Origin of the sequence: Bradyrhizobium sp. 186 (assembly GCF_023101685.1) — a bacterium.
Taxonomy (GTDB): Bacteria; Pseudomonadota; Alphaproteobacteria; order Rhizobiales; family Xanthobacteraceae; genus Bradyrhizobium.
In genome coordinates, this window is record NZ_CP082164.1 from 1,987,053 (window position 1) to 2,003,743 (window position 16,691).

Consider the following 16,691-nt stretch of genomic DNA (forward strand, 5'->3'; position numbering starts at 1 on the left):
GTCTAGGCTCGTGGCGTGCGGATGATTATATTGGCTTGATGGTCCGAGAGCGCCGCGATCCTGAACAACGTCCGTCGCCCGAGGCGCTGCTGGAAGCAGCGCGTCGGGAGGAGAGCGCGAGCGGCAAGCTCAAGATCTTCGTCGGTGCCGCTCCTGGAGTCGGCAAGACTTACGAGATGCTGCAAAGCGCCCATGCCAAACGCAAGGCCGGCATCGACGTCGTGGTCGGCTTCGTCGAGACCCATGGCCGCGCCGAGACCGAGGCGCTGGTGCGTGAGCTCGAAATGGTCCCGCGCAAGAAGCTGGACTACCGCGGCCAGGTGATCGAGGAGATGGACCTCGACGCCGTGATCGCGCGGCGGCCAAGAATCGCGCTGGTCGACGAACTCGCCCATACCAACGCGGCCGGCAGCCGCCATCCCAAACGCTATCTCGACGTCGAGGAATTGCTCTCCCGCGGCATCGACGTCTATACCGCCGTCAACATCCAGCACATCGAGAGCCTGAACGACGTCGTCGCGCAGATCACCCATGTGCGGGTGCGCGAGACCGTGCCGGATTCCATATTCGACCGCGCCGATGCAATCGAGCTGATCGACCTCACGCCCGACGACCTGATCCAGCGGCTCAAAGAGGGCAAGGTCTACGTTCCCAAGCAGGCCGAGCGGGCGCTGGAGCACTATTTCTCGCCGGGCAATCTGACCGCGCTGCGCGAGCTCGCGCTGCGGCGCACGGCCGAGCGGGTCGACGAGCAGCTTCTGACCCACATGCAGGCGAACGCCATCGCCGGTCCGTGGGCGGCGGGGGAACGCATCCTTGTCTGCGTCAGCGAAGATCCGCGCGCGGCGGGGCTCGTGCGTTATACCAAGCGCCTTGCCGACCGGCTGCATGCGCCGTTCACTGCGATCTCGATCGAGACACGGCGTTCGCTCCAGCTCTCCGATGAGGAGCGTGACCGGCTGGCGGATACGCTGCGGCTCGCGGAGTCGCTGGGTGGCGAGGCGCTGACCATTCCCGCCGTCGGCCGCCGCATCGCCGACGACGTCGTCAATTTCGCGCAAGGCAACAACGTCACCCAGATCGTGATCGGAAAGTCGACGCGCTCGCGCTGGTTCGAGATGACGCGCGGCTCCGTCGTGCACGATCTCGTGCGCCGGTCCGGCAATATCAGCGTTCACGTCATTCCCGGCGACGAGCTGCCCGGCGAGCCGGCGCCGAAGACCGCGGTGCAGACCGCGGCACGGTCCGAGCCGTTCGATCCGCTTCCTTATCTGAAGGCGCTCGGGATCACCGCGCTCGGCCTTGCCGCAGCGATGGGCATCAAGCCGTATTTCGGCATCGAGAACGTCGACCTGATGTTCCTGACCGCGGTGGTTGCCGTGGCTGTCCGCTATGGGTTGTGGCCGTCGCTGCTTGCGAGCATCGCGGCGTCGCTGGCGTATAACTTCTTCTTCCTGCCGCCGGTCTACACTTTCACCATCACCGATCCAACCAACGTCGCGGCATTCTTCTTCTTCATGCTGATTGCGTTCGTGGTGTCGAATGTAGCGGGGCGGGTGCGGACCCAGGCCGACACCGCGATCGGCCGCATCAGGACCACCGAGCAGCTCTATGCGTTCAGCCGCAAGCTCGCGGGCACCGGCACGCTCGACGACGTGCTGTGGACAACCGCCTACCAAACCGCGCTGATGCTGAAGGTTCGCGTGGTGCTGCTGTTGCCTGAGGATGGGTTGCTTGTGGTGAAATCCGGCTATCCACCCGAGGACCAGCTCGACCAGGCCGACCTTGCCGCTGCCAACTGGGCCTGGAGCAACGATCGGCCGGCAGGCCGCGGCTCGGACACGCTGCCGGGTGCAAAACGCCTGTTCCTGCCGATGCGCACCGGGCGTGGGCCGATCGGCGTCATCGGCATCGACAACGATCGCACCGGCCCGCTGCTGACACCGGACCAGCGCCGGCTGCTCGACGCGCTGGTCGACCAGGGCGCGCTCGCGATCGAGCGCGTGCTGCTGGTCGAGGACATGGACCGCGTCAAGCGCACGGTCGAATCCGAGCGGCTGCGCTCGGCGCTGTTGACCTCGATCTCGCACGACCTGAAGACGCCGCTCGCCTCCGTGCTCGGCGCAGCCTCGACCATGCGCGATCTTGCCGGCGCGCTGTCGGATACCGAGAAGCGGGACCTGCTCGCGACCGTGATCGACGAGTCGGAGCGGCTCAACCGCTTCATCGCCAATTTGCTCGACATGACCAAGCTCGAATCCGGCGCCGTTGTGCCGAATACGGCGCTGCACGATCTCGGCGAGATCGTCGGCAGCGCACTCCGGCGTGCGAGCAAGATCCTGATCGCGCACAAGGTGGAGCTGGTGCTGGCCGCCGATCTGCCGATGCTCCAGCTCGACGCCGTGCTGTTCGAGCAAGTGCTGTTCAACCTGCTCGACAATGCCGCCAAATATTCCCTGCCTGACACCACGATCTCGATCAAGAGCCAGCGTGACCGGGATCATGTGGTGCTCCAGGTCGCCGACGAAGGCGACGGCATTCCGCCCGACGAGCTCGAGAGCGTGTTCGACAAGTTCTATCGCGCGCAGAAGGGGGACCATGTCCGTCCCAGCACCGGGCTCGGGCTCGCCATCTCCCGCGGCTTCGTCGAGGCGATGCGGGGCACGATCGCGGCCGCCAACCGCAGCGACCGGACCGGCGCGGTTCTGACCATCCGTCTGCCCGTTCCGGCACAGACCCAGGCATTGGATACCGCCGCATGAGTGCTGCTCCGATCAAGGTTTTGGTCATCGACGACGAGCCGCCGATCCGCAAGCTGCTGCGGATGGGCCTGACGACGCAGGGTTACGAGATCCTGGAAGCGCCGAACGGCAAGACCGCGCTGGAGAAGCTCACTGAAGAGCCCGCGCTGATCATCCTCGACCTCGGCCTGCCCGATATCCAGGGCCACGAGCTGTTGCGCACCATCCGCGCCCGCAATGAAGCCGTGCCGATCGTGGTGCTGTCGAGCCGGGGCGATGAGGCCGGCAAGGTGCAGGCGCTCGATCTCGGCGCCGACGATTACCTGACAAAGCCGTTCGGCATGGACGAACTCCTGGCGCGCTTGCGCGCCGCGCTACGGCATCAGCTCCAGATTCAGGGCGAGCGTCCGGTGTTTCGCACCGGCGATCTCTCCGTCGATCTGGTGCGCCGGATCGTCAAGGTCGGCGAGCGCGAGATAAAACTCTCGCCGAAGGAGTATGATCTCTTGCGCGTGCTGGTGCAGCACGCCGGCAAGGTGCTCACTCATCGCTTCCTGCTCAAGGAGCTCTGGGACGAACTGACCGACGCGCAATATCTGCGCGTCTATGTCCGCCAGCTTCGCCAGAAGATCGAAGCCGATCCGGAACGGCCGCAATATGTGCTGACCGAGACGGGGATCGGGTACCGGCTGAAGGCGGGGGATTAGCTCGCGGCGTCCACGAAGCGGTGCGGTTGCTTGGGGCACACTCGTCATGGCCGGGCTTGACCAGGCTTGACCCGGCCATCCACGTGCGTCAGCGCGCGGGGCGAGACGCGGATGCCCAGGTCAAGCCCGGGCATGACGACTGAGATTGTGGCACCAGCCTTTCGCTGCAAGGACGGAGTACGTCAGCCCGCCTTGCGATGCCTCGCTGTCGAACGTTGCGTCTTCTTCGTACTTCGACGCCGTCCCGTCGTCCGGCGCGCGTGCGACTTCGCCTGTGTTTTCCCGCCACCGCGACCCTTCAGGCTCTGCTTCAGCGCGTCCATCAGGTTGACGACATTGCTCGGCCGCTCCTCGCGCTCGGGCAGCTCGATCTTCTTGCCGCTCGCCTTGCGCTTCACCAGCGCCTTCAGCGCGTTCTCATACTCATCCTTGAATTTGCCGGGGTCGAAATGCGCGGCCTTGGTGTGCAAGATGTGGCCAGCGAGATCGATCATGTCCTTGGTGACCTTCGGGCTCTTGATGTCGTCGAAGAACTGGTCCTCGTCGCGCAGCTCGTAGGGGTAGCGCAGCGTGGTGCCGAGCAGACCCTTGCCAAGCGGCTCGATCGCCATGACATGCTCGCGGTTGGTGAGCACGATCTTGGCAAGTGCGACCCGGTCCTGATCCTTCATGGCGTCACGGATCACGGCAAAGGCATCGATCGCGGCCTTGCCGTCGGGCGCAATGTAGTAGGGGTGGTTGAGGTAGCGCTGGTCGATTTCCTCGCTCGGCACAAAACTCTCGATGTCGATGGTGTGGTTGCTCTCGATCTGGACCGCTTCGAGCTCCTCCGGCTCGATCTCGACATATTTGCCCTTGCGCAGTTCGTAGCCGCGTCCCTTCTGATCGCTTTCGACGACGTCGCCGGTCTCGGAATCGATCATCTGCTGCTTCAGGCGGTTGCCAGTTTCGCGGTTGATCAGGTGAAAGCGCGTCTTCTCGGCGGTGGTCGCGGCGGGATAGAGCACGACCGGGCAGGCGACGAGCGACAGCTTCAAACTCCCTTTCCAATAGGCGCGGGGGGCCATTCCAATCTCCAGCGTTTTCAAGGCGTTTCGGAACCCCAACCCATGTTGGGGGTTTTGGTTCCGGGTGGGACTTTGGTCATGATAGGCTTGGATACGCGTGCAACAATGCAGGATCGGCCGTGCTGAGAAACCTCTCCACCTATCGCAAGAAGCGGGATTTCGAGATCACACCGGAGCCGTCGGGCAAGACGGCGGTGACACCGTCGAAGCAGCGCCGTTTCGTGATCCAGAAGCACGACGCGACGCGGCTGCATTACGACCTGCGGCTGGAGTTCGACGGCGTCTTCAAGTCCTGGGCGGTAACGAAGGGGCCCTCGCTCGATCCACACGACAAGCGGCTGGCGGTCGAGGTCGAGGACCACCCGCTCGACTACGGCGATTTCGAAGGCACGATTCCCGAAGGTCAGTATGGCGGCGGCACGGTCATGCTGTGGGACCGCGGCTACTGGGAGGCGGAGGATCCTGAACGGGGCTTCAAGAAGGGCGACCTGAAGTTCACCCTGCACGGCGACAAGCTGCACGGGAGCTGGGTGCTGGTGCGCATGCGCAGCGACCGCACCGGCGGCAAGCGTACCAACTGGCTCCTGATCAAGCACCGCGACGACTATGTCCGGGAGGGCGGGGACAACGATATTCTCGGTGAGGACAAATCGGTCGCCTCGGGACGCGCGATGGAGCAGATCGCCGAGGGCAAGGGCCGCGCGCCGAAGCCCTTCATGCTGGCGAAAGGTGCCAAGGCCAAGGCCGATGCGGTCTGGCAGTCCAATCGCGCCGAGGAACCAAAAGGGCGTACCGTCAAGCCGGCGCCACGCGCCGCGCTGAAGAGCGGCAAGAAAGCAAACAAGGCAGCGACCGCGACGACGGCCAAAAAAGTCGCGGAGATGCCGGACTTCGTGGCGCCGCAGCTCTGCACGTCGGTCGAGCGCCCGCCGGCCGGCGAAGGCTGGTGCCACGAGATCAAGTTCGACGGCTATCGCGTACAGCTCCGCGCCGAAGACGGCAAGGCGACGCTCAAGACCCGCAAGGGTCTCGACTGGACCGACAAGTTCGCTTCGATCGTGAAGGACGCGGGCGCGCTGCCGGATGTGATGATCGACGGCGAGATCGTCGCGCTCGATCACAACGGCGCGCCGAATTTCTCCTCGCTCCAGGCCGCGCTGTCGGACGGCAAGACCGAAGATCTCATCTTCTTTGCTTTCGATCTCCTGTTCGCGGAAGGCCTCGACTGCCGCCGCCTGCCGCTCGACGAGCGCAAGCTGCGGCTCAAGGAATTGCTGGAAGCGCGCAAGCGGAAATCGAGCCAGATCCGCTATGTCGAGCATTTCGAGAGCGGCGGAGACGCCGTGCTGCAATCCGCCTGCGAGCTCGAGCTCGAGGGCGTGGTGTCGAAGAAGCTCGATGCACCCTATCGCTCCGGCCGCACCGAAAGCTGGACCAAGGCAAAATGCCGCGCCGGCCATGAGGTCGTGATCGGCGGCTGGAAGACCACCAACGGCAAATTCCGCTCGCTGATGGCCGGTGTGCACCGCGGCGATCACCTCGTCTTTGTCGGAATGGTCGGCACGGGCTTCGGCGCCGACAAGGTCAAGCGCATCATGCCCCTGCTGAAGGCGGCGGAGGCGAAGGAAAGCCCGTTCGCCGGCAAGAACGCGCCGAGGAAGGCGCGCGACGTACACTGGCTGAAGCCGGAGCTGGTCGCGGAGATCGAATTTGCCGGCTTCACCGCCGACGGCAATATCCGCCAGGCTGCATTCAAGGGATTGCGGCAGGACAAGCCGGCCGAGGAGGTCGAGGCGGAAATGCCCGTCGATACAAAGTTGGCCCAACCCTCCACCAAGTCTCGGACCAGGGCCAGGCCTGCCACCCAGTCAAAGGCAAGCGACGCCGCCGAGGTGATGGGCGTCGTGCTCTCCAAACCGGACAAGGAGCTGTGGCCGGACGGCGGCGACGGCGAGGGTGTGACAAAACTCGATCTCGCGCGCTATTTCGAGGCGGTCGGTGGCTGGATGATCGAGCATCTGAAGGGACGCCCTTGCTCGATCGTGCGTGCGCCTGACGGCATCAGCGGCGAAAAGTTCTTCCAGCGCCATGCCATGCAGGGCACCTCGAACCTGCTCGAACTCGCCAAGGTCTCAGGCGATCGCAAGCCGTATTTGCAGATCGATCGCGTCGAGGGACTTGCGGCCGTTGCGCAGATCGGCGGCGTCGAGTTGCATCCCTGGAATTGTGCGCCGGGCGCCTATGACACGCCGGGCCGGCTGGTGTTCGATCTCGATCCGGCACCGGACGTCGATTTTGCCGACGTCGTCGAGGCGACCAAGGAGATGCGGCAGCGGCTTGCCGATGTCGGCATGGAGAGCTTTTGCAAGACCACCGGCGGTAAGGGCCTGCATGTGGTGGTGCCGCTGCTCTACGGCGCGCGCGACAAGGTGAGCTGGAAGGAGGCCAAGGCTTTCGCGCAAGGCGTCTGCCAGTGGATGGCCGATGACGATCCCGAGCGCTATCTGCTCAATATGTCCAAGAAGCTGCGCAAGGGAAAGATCTTCCTCGACTATTTGCGCAATGATCGGATGTCGACGGCGGTGGCACCGCTGTCACCACGTGCGCGCGATGGTGCGACGGTGTCGATGCCCGTGACCTGGGCGCAGGTGAAGAGCGATCTCGATCCGAAGCGATATACGCTGCGCACCGTGCCGGGACTGCTGGCGCGCTCGAAGGCGTGGGAGGGATATGGGGATGCGGCAGTCTCGATCAGGGCAGCGATGAAGAAGCTCGCGGGTAAGATGAAGTAGGGTGGGTTACGCCTTGCGGCTGGCCGACCCTACGAGATCGTGCGCGTGGCTAGTCCGAACTTCCCCTCGGGATTTTTGTTAGAGCGTTGAGAGGATTTGAGAAGTTTGGATCGGGCTGATTTTGTAGGCATGTAAATGATGATTTTTGGCTTGCGAATGGCAGGTTTCCGTGATTCGATTCCGGCATGTTCGTCGCCCGCATTCCCAACCGCAACTCACCGCCCGCGATCCTGTTGCGCGAGAGCTATCGCGAGGGCGACAAGATCAAGTCGCGCACGCTGGCCAACCTGTCGCATTGGCCGGATGAGAAGATCGATGCGCTGCGCCGCGTCCTGAAAGGCGAGGAGCTGGTCTCGCCGGCCGAGCAACTGCGGATCGAGCGCTCGCTGCCGCACGGCCACGTGGCCGCGGTGCTCGGCATGGCGCGCCAGCTCGGACTGCATCGCCTTGTCCCGGACAAGCCCAGACGGTTGGCCAGGCTGGCTTTGGCCTTGATCGTGGCACGGGTGATCGAACCGGCCGCCAAGCTGGCCACGGCGCGCCAGCTCAGCGAGGCGACGGCGGCGCATTCGCTGGGCGAACTGCTCGATCTCAGCGCCGTCGACGAGGACGAGCTTTACGAAGCGCTCGACCTGCTCGGCACGGCCCAACCGGGGATCGAGGCGACGCTCGCCAAGCGCCATCTGCATGACGGCTCGCTGGTGCTCTACGATCTCACCTCCAGCTATCTGGAGGGGCGACATTGCGAATTGGCGCGGCATGGTTACAGCCGCGACGGTCGTTCCGACAAGCTGCAGATCGTGTTCGGCTTGCTGTGCGCCGCCGACGGCTGCCCGGTGGCGGTGGAGGTGTTCGAAGGTAACACCGCCGACCCGAGCACGCTGGCCGCGCAAGTCGACAAACTGAAGGCCCGCTTCAAGCTGTCGCGTGTGGTACTGGTCGGCGATCGCGGCATGATCACCAGCGCCCGTATCGAAGCCGATCTGATGCCGGCCGGGCTCGATTGGATCACCGCTCTGCGGGCGCCGGCGATCCGCAAGCTCGCCGAGGACGGCGGCCCGCTGCAATTGTCGCTGTTCGACGATCGCGATATGGCCGAGATCACGTCCCCCGACTTCCCCGGCGAGCGCCTGATCGTGTGCCGCAACCCGGATCTGGCCGACGAGCGTCGGCGCAAGCGCGGCGAGTTGCTGGCGGCGACCGAGAAGGATCTCGCCCGCGTCAAGGCCGCCGTGCAGCGTCAGCGCAACCCCTTGCGCGGCGAGGATGAGATCGGTCTGAAGGTCGGCGCCGTGCTGGGCAAGCGTAAGATGGCCAAGCACTTCCACCTCGCCATCACCGACACTTCGTTCGACTTCAGTCGGATCGAGGATGCCATCGCCAACGAAGCGTCGCTCGACGGCTTCTATGTGCTACGGACCAACGTGCCGGCCGAGAACCTCGACACCGCCGCCACGGTGCGTGCCTACAAGAGCCTGGCCCAGGTCGAACGCGCCTTCCGCACCATCAAGACCGTCGAACTGGAGGTGCGCCCGATCCACCATCGCCTCGCTGGCCGCGTGCGCGCCCACGTCTTCCTCTGCATGCTCGCTTATTACATCGTCTGGCACATGCGCCGCGCGCTGGCCCCGATCCTGTTCGACGATCACGACCGCGAGGCCGCCGACGCCGCGCGCGTCTCGCCCGTCGCCAAGGCCAGAGTCTCGGCCGCGGCCAGAACCAAGGCTAATCGCAAGCACACCCACGATGGCCGGCCCGTGCACAGCTTTCGAACGCTGTTGCAGGATCTCGCCACGCTCACACGCAACATCGTTCGCATCGGTCAGGACGCCCCGGCCGCTATGCTCACAAGTCCAACCCCACTACAACAAGACGTCTTCAATCGGCTCGGCATTCCTATCGCCCCATAATGTAGGCAGACGCGCCGTCACGCCCGCTGGAATTACACGCCAGCTCAAATGCTTACGTCGCTACTCAAGGGGAAGTTCGGGCTAGTTTGTAGGGTGGGCAAAGCGGAGCGTGCCCACCATCTTTTTTCTTGCGTTGTGGCAAAGAGGTGGCACGGCGCAACGCGCCTTTGCCCACCCTATGAAGTCAGCGGCTAGATCCGTCCCAGCAGAAGCAATATCAGCAGGATGATGATGACGAGCCCAAGGCCGCCGCCGCCGTAATAGCCGGTGCCATAGAATGGGCCGCCGCCGACGCCGCTGAAGCCGCCGAGCAGGGCGATGACCAGGATGATCAGAATGATTGTACCGATAGACATGCGAATCTCCTCCAGCCCTTTGTCAAAAGGGTCGTTTGCACTTGTCCCGTTGCGCGAGAGCAACTTGCCGCAGGTTTGAAAGTTCCCCTCATGAAACACGCTGGTAGGCGCGATACGCATGGAACCTTTGCCTTTGCGGCCGACATAACCAGGTAGGATTCAGCCAGCACAGGGCACGGCCATGTCAGCACCGCTCGTCGTTTCAATTCCGCATCGTCTCGGCCGCGAGGAGGCGGCACGCCGGCTCAAGACCGGGCTCGGCCGCGCCGCAGCCAGCATTCCGGTGATGCAGGTCGAGGAGGAGCGCTGGAGCGGCGACACCATGAATTTTCGTATCCGTGCGCTCGGCCAGGTCGCGACCGGTCAGGTCGACGTCGCCGAGGACAACGTGCGGGTCGAGGTGGTGCTACCGTGGCTGTTGCAGCGCTTCGCCGAAATGGCGCAGTCCACCATCCGCAAGCGAGGACAATTGCTATTGACGAAGGATGGGGGGAAATAGACCTCAGACACGCTCGCGTCGCCCGACCGGCCTCAGGGCGCTCGCCGCGCGTGCTTCGATGACGGCGGCAGGAAAGTCGCGGAAGGCCTGCGAGAGCGGCAATTCGTTAGCCATGAGGTCAGGTGTGGCATAGCCCGTGATATCGACGGTTGCGTCAAATTCCTCAAGCACTGGCCATTCCCGCCCCGCTTGCGTGAATGGCGCAAACTGGCGCCCCACCATGACGATGGCCGCCGTCCGGCCGCGGCGGCGAGCGAAGGCGATGACGTGGTCGGCGTGGGCACCGCTCACTCGGAGCGGCTGGTAGTCGCCCTGCGTGAAGACGTCGGCGAGTTCGTTGCGCAGCTTGAGGAGATGCCGCGTCCAGGCCAGCTTGAGCTGGCCATCCGGCCAGGTCTTGATCAGGCCGCGCCAGTCCGGAGTGTCCAGTGATGCCAGCGCTGCGTGGCGGGCGGCAAAGTCCACCGGCCGGCGGTTGTCGGGGTCAACCAGCGACAGATCCCAGGATTCGGTGCCCTGGTAGACGTCCGGGACGCCCGGCAGCGTCGCCTTGAGCGTGAGCTGGCTCAGCGAATTCAAGGCGCCGAGCAGCGCGACACGGCGGGCCAGGGTTTGCAGCGACTCCAGGAATTCGCCCGCCTGCGCAGGATCGAGGATCTTTTCGACGAAGCCCTGTATGCCGGTCTCGTAGGCCTCGTGCGGATTGAGCCAACTGGTCTCTTCCTTGCCTTCGCGCGCGGCCTTGAGCGCGTAAGCCTGGATGCGCCCGACGAAATCGGCATCCGGCCCCTCAAGCGGCCATGCGCCGAGCAGGGTCTGGTAGAGCATGTATTCGAACGTCGCCGATGGCGCGCGCAAATTGCCGCGCAGCGCCAGGTGCGGTGCGTTCAACACCTTCCAGCGCGCCACCGCGCTGGTCCACTCGCCCGTGATCTCGCTGAGCGCGGCGATCCGCGCGCGGGCGTCCTCGCCGCGCTTGGTATCGTGCGTCGCGGTCGCGGTCATGCCGTGCGGCCACTCCCTGGCGCGGGCCTGCATGGCCTGGTGGAAGGCAGGAAGCGTAAGGCCGCTGCTGGCGGGATCGCCGCCGACCTCGTTCAGGGCGAGCAACCGGTGGAATTGATAGAAGGCGGTGTCCTCCAGCGACTTCGCCATCATCGGCCCGGTGAACTGCTGCACCTTCAGCGCGAAGCGGCGCACGCGCGGGGCGCTGTGCGGCGGACGGCCGGGCCTGAGCAGGTCCATGGTCAGCGCATCGCGCAGGAAGTCGAAGATACCTTCGTCCGCGGCGAACCATTCTGAACGGGCGCGTTCGATTGTCTCGTCGATCAGCTTGCGGTCGTGCGCCGTTGGTGCGCTGGTTGTGAGATAGGTGCGATAGACCGGGAAATGCAGCACGTAGAGCTCGAGCGCCTGCCGCAGGCTGTCGGCCGAGAAGTCGCGGGTCGAGTAGTGGCCGGTGGCGATGCGCGCGAGCAGGCGCGTCAGCACCGTGAATTCGCTGGTGAGCAGCGTCTCCAGCACGCGCCGCTTGGCGTCCTTGACGTAAGGCGCAAGCCGTGGCGGCCGGTTGCTGATCTGCCGCCAGGTTTCGTCCAGCGCTTCCAGTCCCTTGGGATCGACCAGCACATGGGTAATGACGTTCATCCACTCATATCCTGTGGTCCCCTGAACGCCGGCAAAGTGCGGCAGGCGCTCGTGCTCGCCCAGGATCTTCTCGATGGCCGTATAGAACGGCTTTGTCGTGCCTTGCGCGTCGCGCACCAGCCGGCGCAGCCGCTGGCAATATTGCGCGGGGTCGCGCAGGCCATCGATGTGATCGAGGCGGATGCCTTGCAGCTTGCCATCGACGACCAGTTGCTTGACCAGCCGATGTGTGGCGGCGAACGTGCCGGGATCCTCGACCCGCAAGCCTGCGAGCCCGTTGACGTCAAAGAAGCGGCGATAATTGATGTCGCTGGATGCAAGCCGCCAATGGCCGAGCTTGTAGTGCTGTCGCTCCAGCAGATGATGCAGTGCGAGGGTCTGCGCCGGGCGGTCCTTTGCCGCGCGATAGGCACTGATGCCGCGCGCGATGATGTCGGCACCGCCCTCGATCTCCTTGAGCTCCGTCTTGAAGGCGGGGGCTTCCTTGCGATTGGGGCGCCGCAGTCCTGTATAACGCGCAGCGAGCCCGAGCAGGCGCTTGCCGGCCTCCGTCTCGGTCGCGTCCGCCTCCTTCACGATCACCCGCAGCACCTCGCCATAGCGCTCCGGCGCGATCGGCAGTCGATGCTCGAAATACCACGCCGATAAGCTGCCTTCGCCGGGATCGTAGCGCAGCTCGATCTCGCCGCGCTCGAGCGCCTCGCCGTAGGACGAGCCGAGGATCGGCAGCAGCACGCCGCCGCGGGCGCGGTAGGGCAGCAGATCCCAGTCGATATCGAAGGAGACCGCGTGCGGGGAGGCCTGTCCCCATTCCAGTACGTCCAGCCACCACGGATTGTCGGCAAAGTGCACGCCAACATGGTTCGGTACGAAATCGATGATGAGGCCGAGGCCGTGCTTGATCAGTGCCTCGCTCAGCCGCGCGAAGCCGGCCTCGCCGCCGAGCTCGGGATTGAACTGGCTGTGATCGACGGTGTCGTAGCCGTGCGTCGAGCCCTTGCGGGCCTTCATCACCGGCGAGGTGTAGAGATGCGTGATCCCCAGCGCCTTCAGGTAGGGCACCACCGCGACAGCGTTGTCGAAGCCGAAATCCGCGGTGAGCTGAAGCCGATAGGTCGCGAGAGGGATGGCAGGAGGCATGCTAACCTCCGAGACGCCAGACCACCGACCACGGCGGAAGCCGGTCGCCGGCCGCGCCGCCCCAGATCGGCGGGCCTGCGTTGTTGCTGGAATGCGTGACCTCCTGGTCCGACAGATTGGCGATCAGGCGCAGCGTCGCGCCATCCCCCATGCGCCAATGCGCGGTGAGCAAGCCGCTGTCGGCTGCCTCGGCGTTGCCGAAAGTCGCGCCCTTCAGCCGCGGCATGATCTGCTTGCGACGGAGCGACAGCAGGTCCCGCACCAGAGCGAGCCGCGTACCATGCTCCGGCGTGTGGTTCGCCCAATCCAGCACGGCCGATTGCAGCGTCTCGGGATCGAGCGGGTCGGGTACCTCGTCGCCATATTTCTCGTAGGCCCAGGCATATTCCTGCCGGCGGCCCCTGCGCACGGCATCCGCGAGGCCGCCCTGGAAATCGCAGAAGAACGGGAAGGGCGCCGTCGAGCCCCATTCCTCGCCCTGAAACAGCATGGGCACCATCGGCGCGAGCAACGTCACGGCGAGCGCCGCCTCGATCTGCTTGGACGATGCAAGGCTCTCGAGCCGGTCGCCCAACGGCCGGTTGCCGATCTGGTCGTGGTTTTGCAGGAAATTGACGAAGGTCGCCGGCGGCAACCCACCACTCGGCTCGCCGCGCGGCTTCTTGCCCCAGAATTCCGAGATCTCGCCCTGATAGACGAAGCCCGAGGCGAGTGCGCGCGCAAGATCCATGCGCGGCGTCTGGTAGTCGGCGTAGTAGCCGCCGAGTTCGCCGGTCAGCATCACGTGCCAGACGTGGTGATAGTCGTCGTTCCACTGCCCGCGATATTTGCCGTTCGGAGGATCCTGTGCGGCATCGAGCAGGCTTGCGCGGTTGTCGCCGTTCTCCAGCACGAGATGGATGTGCCGGCCCGTCGCCTTTGCAAGTTCGCCGGCGGCGACGCTGAGCTCTTGCAGCATCGACTGCTCGCCGGGGAAGGCCAAGATGTGGTTGGCGGCGTCCAGCCGCAGGCCGTCGAAGCGGTAGTCGGTGAGCCAGGACAGCGCGTTCTCGACTGCAAACGCGCGCACCTGCGGCAGTCGATAATCGATCGCGCTGCCCCAGGGTGTGTGTGCGTCGGTGAAGAAGGCCGGCGCGTAGCGGCCGAGGTAATTTCCTTCGGGGCCGAAATGATTGTAGACCACGTCGAGAAAGACCATCAGCCCGCGCAGATGCGCCTCGTCGATCAACGTCTTGAGATCTTCCGGCCGGCCATAGACGCTGTCGGGCGCATACCACAGCACGCCGTCATAGCCCCAGCCGCGCCGGCCCGCGAAATCGGCAAGCGGCATCAATTCCAGCGCGGTGATGCCGGTCGCAACGAGATGATCGAGCTTGTCGATCATGGCGCGGTACGTGCCCTCCGCAGTGAACGTGCCGACATGGGTCTCGATCAGCACCGTCTCTTCCCAGGGACGACCACGCCAATCGGTCGCGCGCCATGCGAAGCTTGCGTGATCGATCACCTCGCTCGAGCCGGAGACATCCTCGGGCTGGAAGGTGGAGGCCGGATCTGGCACGTCGATCTCGTCGTCGATCCTGAACTTGTACCGGCTGCCGGCGGTCAGGCCGACAATCTCGGCCACATACCAGCCGTCGTCGCGGCGCCGCATGGTATGACGTCGCTCGAGCAGGAGATCGACGCGTTTCGCGGCCGGCGCCCACAGTCGGAAAGACACCCCATCCTTCGTCGGCCTGGCGCCGAAGGATGGCCTCATAGCGCGCCCGCAAAAGCGAGCACGGAGCGCGGCGGCGCCTTGCTGTCGGTCCCGGGCTGGAAGTCAATCGTGTTCAGCTTGGCTTCGGTCGTGTTCAGGATCTGCTGCCAGCTCTTGTATCCGGTCATCTTGGGCAATTTGAATGCGATCTCTTCGGGGGCGGCGTTCAGAATTATAAAGATCGCGGCCCCACCCGGTTCCATCGGCCCCATCACATAGGAGAGGAACCTTCCCTCCGGGAATTTCCAGTCGTTCTCCGTCATCTCGTCACCGGCCGGTGTCAGCCATAGCACGCCGTAGGCGACGCCATCCGCAGGACGGCCGTCGAGCCAGCGATGGCTGCGGAGCTGCGAGAAGCGCCGGCGGATGTCGGCGAGATGAGCGACGTAATCGATCATGTCGTCGCCGTCCTTGCCGAGACGGTCCCAGCCGACCCAGCCGACCTCGTTGTCCTGGCAATAGGCGTTGTTGTTGCCGGACTGCGAGTTGCCGACCTCGTCGCCGGCGAGGATCAGGGGAACGCCCTGCGCCAGCATCAGGCAGGCCAGCACGTTCTTGCGAAGCTGCCGGCGCAGGCCGAGAATTTTCGGATCGTCGGTCGGGCCCTCGACACCGCAATTGTTGCTGTGGTTGTCGCTGGAGCCGTCGCGATTGTCCTCGCCGTTGGCCTCATTGTGCTTCTCGTTGTAGCTGAAGAGGTCGGCCAGCGTAAAACCGTCGTGCACGGTGATGTGGTTGATGCTGGCGCGCGGCCGCCGTCCGTCATGGTTGAACAGGTCGGAGGACGCGGTCATGCGGCTCGAGATGTCGCCGATCAGGCTGCCTTCGCCGCTCCAGTAGCGCCGCATGGCGCTGCGATAGCGGTCGTTCCACTCCGACCATTGCGAGGGGAATGCGCCGACCTGATATCCGCCAAGTCCGAGGTCCCAGGGCTCGGCGACGAGCTTGACGGTCGCCAGCACCGGATCCTGCCGGATCGCAGTCAGGAACGAGATGCTGCGATCATAGCCGTTCGGTCCGCGCGCAAGGGTGGTGGCAAGGTCGAAGCGGAAACCGTCGACGTGGCAGACCTCGACCCAATAGCGCAGCGAATCCATCACCATCTGAAGCACGCGCGGATGGGCGAGATTCACCGACGAGCCGCAGCCGGTGAAGTCGTCGTAATAGCGCGGGTTCTCGCGGTTCAGCCAGTAATAAGAGGCGTTGTCGATGCCGCGGTAGCACAATGTCGGGCCGAGGTGATTACCTTCCGCGGTGTGATTGTAGACGACGTCGAGCATCACCTCGATGCCGGCATCATGCAGGCGCGCGACCGTGGTGCGGAAGGAGTCGAGCGCGTTGTCCTGGGCATAGCGCGCCTCGGGCGCGAAAAAGGAGAGCGTGTTGTAGCCCCAGTAATTGGCGAGCTTCTTCTCCACCAGGATGCGATCGTCAACGAAGCTGTGGATCGGCAGCAGCTCGACCGTCGTAACGCCGAGCTTCTTCAAATGCTCGATCATCGCGGGCGACGACAGGCCGCCATAGGTGCCGCGCAGGTTCGGCGGCACGTCGTCGCGCTTCTGCGTCAGGCCCTTGACGTGGGCCTCGTAGATGATGGTGTCCTCCCAGGCGATGTGGGGGCGGATCTCGCGGCGTCCCCAGTTGAAGGTCTCGTCGACGACGACCGCCTTGGGCATGCCGCGCGCATTGTCCCGCCGGTCGAACGACAGGTCCTCGCGCGGGCTGCCTGTGCGATAGGCGAAATGCGCGTCGCTCCAGACCAGCCGACCGGAGAGCCGCTTGGCGTAGGGGTCGAGCAGCAGCTTGTTGGCGTTGAAGCGGTGGCCGTGCTCGGGCTCGTAGGGGCCGTGCACGCGGTAGCCGTAGAGCTGGCCCGGGGAGACGTCGTTGAGATAAGCGTGCCAGACGTCCTCGGTACGTTCGGGCAATTCGATGCGCTCAAGCTCGCGGCGGCCCTGACTGTCGAACAGGCACAGCTCGACCCTCTCGGCATTGGCGGAGAACAATGCGAAATTGGTGCCGCGTCCGTCCCAGCTTGCGCCGAGGCGTGCGGGCGATCCAGCAGTCAGGCGCATG

General features: G+C 64.7%; 10 protein-coding genes. 5 read left to right on the plus strand and 5 right to left on the minus strand.

All coding sequences use genetic code 11. The features are described from left to right. Positions 1 to 38 precede the first annotated feature (38 nt). Together IVB18_RS09285 and IVB18_RS09290 are read left to right on the plus strand one after the other, a co-directional pair. On the plus strand, positions 39 to 2,762 hold the full coding sequence (locus tag IVB18_RS09285; RefSeq protein ID WP_247991587.1) for a sensor histidine kinase KdpD: 2,724 nt from the start codon (positions 39 to 41) through the stop codon (positions 2,760 to 2,762). Next, positions 2,759 to 3,448 carry a response regulator transcription factor gene (locus tag IVB18_RS09290; RefSeq protein ID WP_247988883.1) on the plus strand — a complete coding sequence of 230 codons (690 nt, stop codon included), beginning with the start codon at positions 2,759 to 2,761 and terminating at the stop codon, positions 3,446 to 3,448. The genes IVB18_RS09285 and IVB18_RS09290 overlap by 4 nt, the downstream gene beginning before the upstream one ends. Positions 3,449 to 3,630: 182 nt before the next feature. On the opposite strand, the gene IVB18_RS09295 is transcribed toward IVB18_RS09290, so the two are convergent. Next, complete coding sequence (locus tag IVB18_RS09295; protein ID WP_247988884.1) at positions 3,631 to 4,515, minus strand: Ku protein; 885 nt, start codon at positions 4,513 to 4,515, stop codon at positions 3,631 to 3,633. Between the two features lie 119 nt (positions 4,516 to 4,634). Between IVB18_RS09295 and ligD the strand changes: the two genes are divergently transcribed. Both ligD and IVB18_RS09305 read left to right on the plus strand, forming a co-directional pair. After that, the gene (gene ligD / locus IVB18_RS09300; RefSeq protein WP_247988885.1) at positions 4,635 to 7,307 is read left to right on the plus strand and encodes a DNA ligase D; all 2,673 of its coding nucleotides are present in this window, start codon (positions 4,635 to 4,637) and stop codon (positions 7,305 to 7,307) included. Positions 7,308 to 7,492: 185 nt separating this feature from the next. Further along, on the plus strand, positions 7,493 to 9,217 hold the full coding sequence (locus tag IVB18_RS09305) for an IS1634 family transposase (RefSeq protein WP_247983724.1): 1,725 nt from the start codon (positions 7,493 to 7,495) through the stop codon (positions 9,215 to 9,217). Positions 9,218 to 9,408: 191 nt separating this feature from the next. Here the strand turns inward: IVB18_RS09305 and IVB18_RS09310 are convergent, their stop codons facing one another. Next, entirely contained in the window at positions 9,409 to 9,573 is a 165-nt protein-coding gene (locus IVB18_RS09310; RefSeq protein ID WP_082905547.1) for a DUF3309 family protein, read from the minus strand. A gap of 181 nt (positions 9,574 to 9,754) precedes the next feature. Between IVB18_RS09310 and IVB18_RS09315 the strand changes: the two genes are divergently transcribed. Next, positions 9,755 to 10,072: a polyhydroxyalkanoic acid system family protein gene (locus IVB18_RS09315; protein ID WP_247988886.1), complete on the plus strand. Its 318-nt coding sequence runs from the start codon at positions 9,755 to 9,757 to the stop codon at positions 10,070 to 10,072. A 3-nt stretch (positions 10,073 to 10,075) separates the two neighbouring features. Here the strand turns inward: IVB18_RS09315 and treY are convergent, their stop codons facing one another. Genes treY through glgX form a run of 3 tightly spaced genes read right to left on the minus strand, consistent with a single transcriptional unit; the run spans position 10,076 to position 16,690 of the window. Next, positions 10,076 to 12,859 (minus strand): malto-oligosyltrehalose synthase, encoded by a 2,784-nt coding sequence (treY, locus tag IVB18_RS09320; protein ID WP_247988887.1) that lies wholly within the window; start codon positions 12,857 to 12,859, stop codon positions 10,076 to 10,078. 1 nt (position 12,860) lies between these two features. Then, positions 12,861 to 14,615: a malto-oligosyltrehalose trehalohydrolase gene (gene treZ / locus IVB18_RS09325; protein WP_247988888.1), complete on the minus strand. Its 1,755-nt coding sequence runs from the start codon at positions 14,613 to 14,615 to the stop codon at positions 12,861 to 12,863. Beyond that, on the minus strand, positions 14,612 to 16,690 hold the full coding sequence (glgX, locus tag IVB18_RS09330; RefSeq protein WP_247988889.1) for a glycogen debranching protein GlgX: 2,079 nt from the start codon (positions 16,688 to 16,690) through the stop codon (positions 14,612 to 14,614). The genes treZ and glgX overlap by 4 nt, the downstream gene beginning before the upstream one ends. Position 16,691 lies beyond the last annotated feature (1 nt).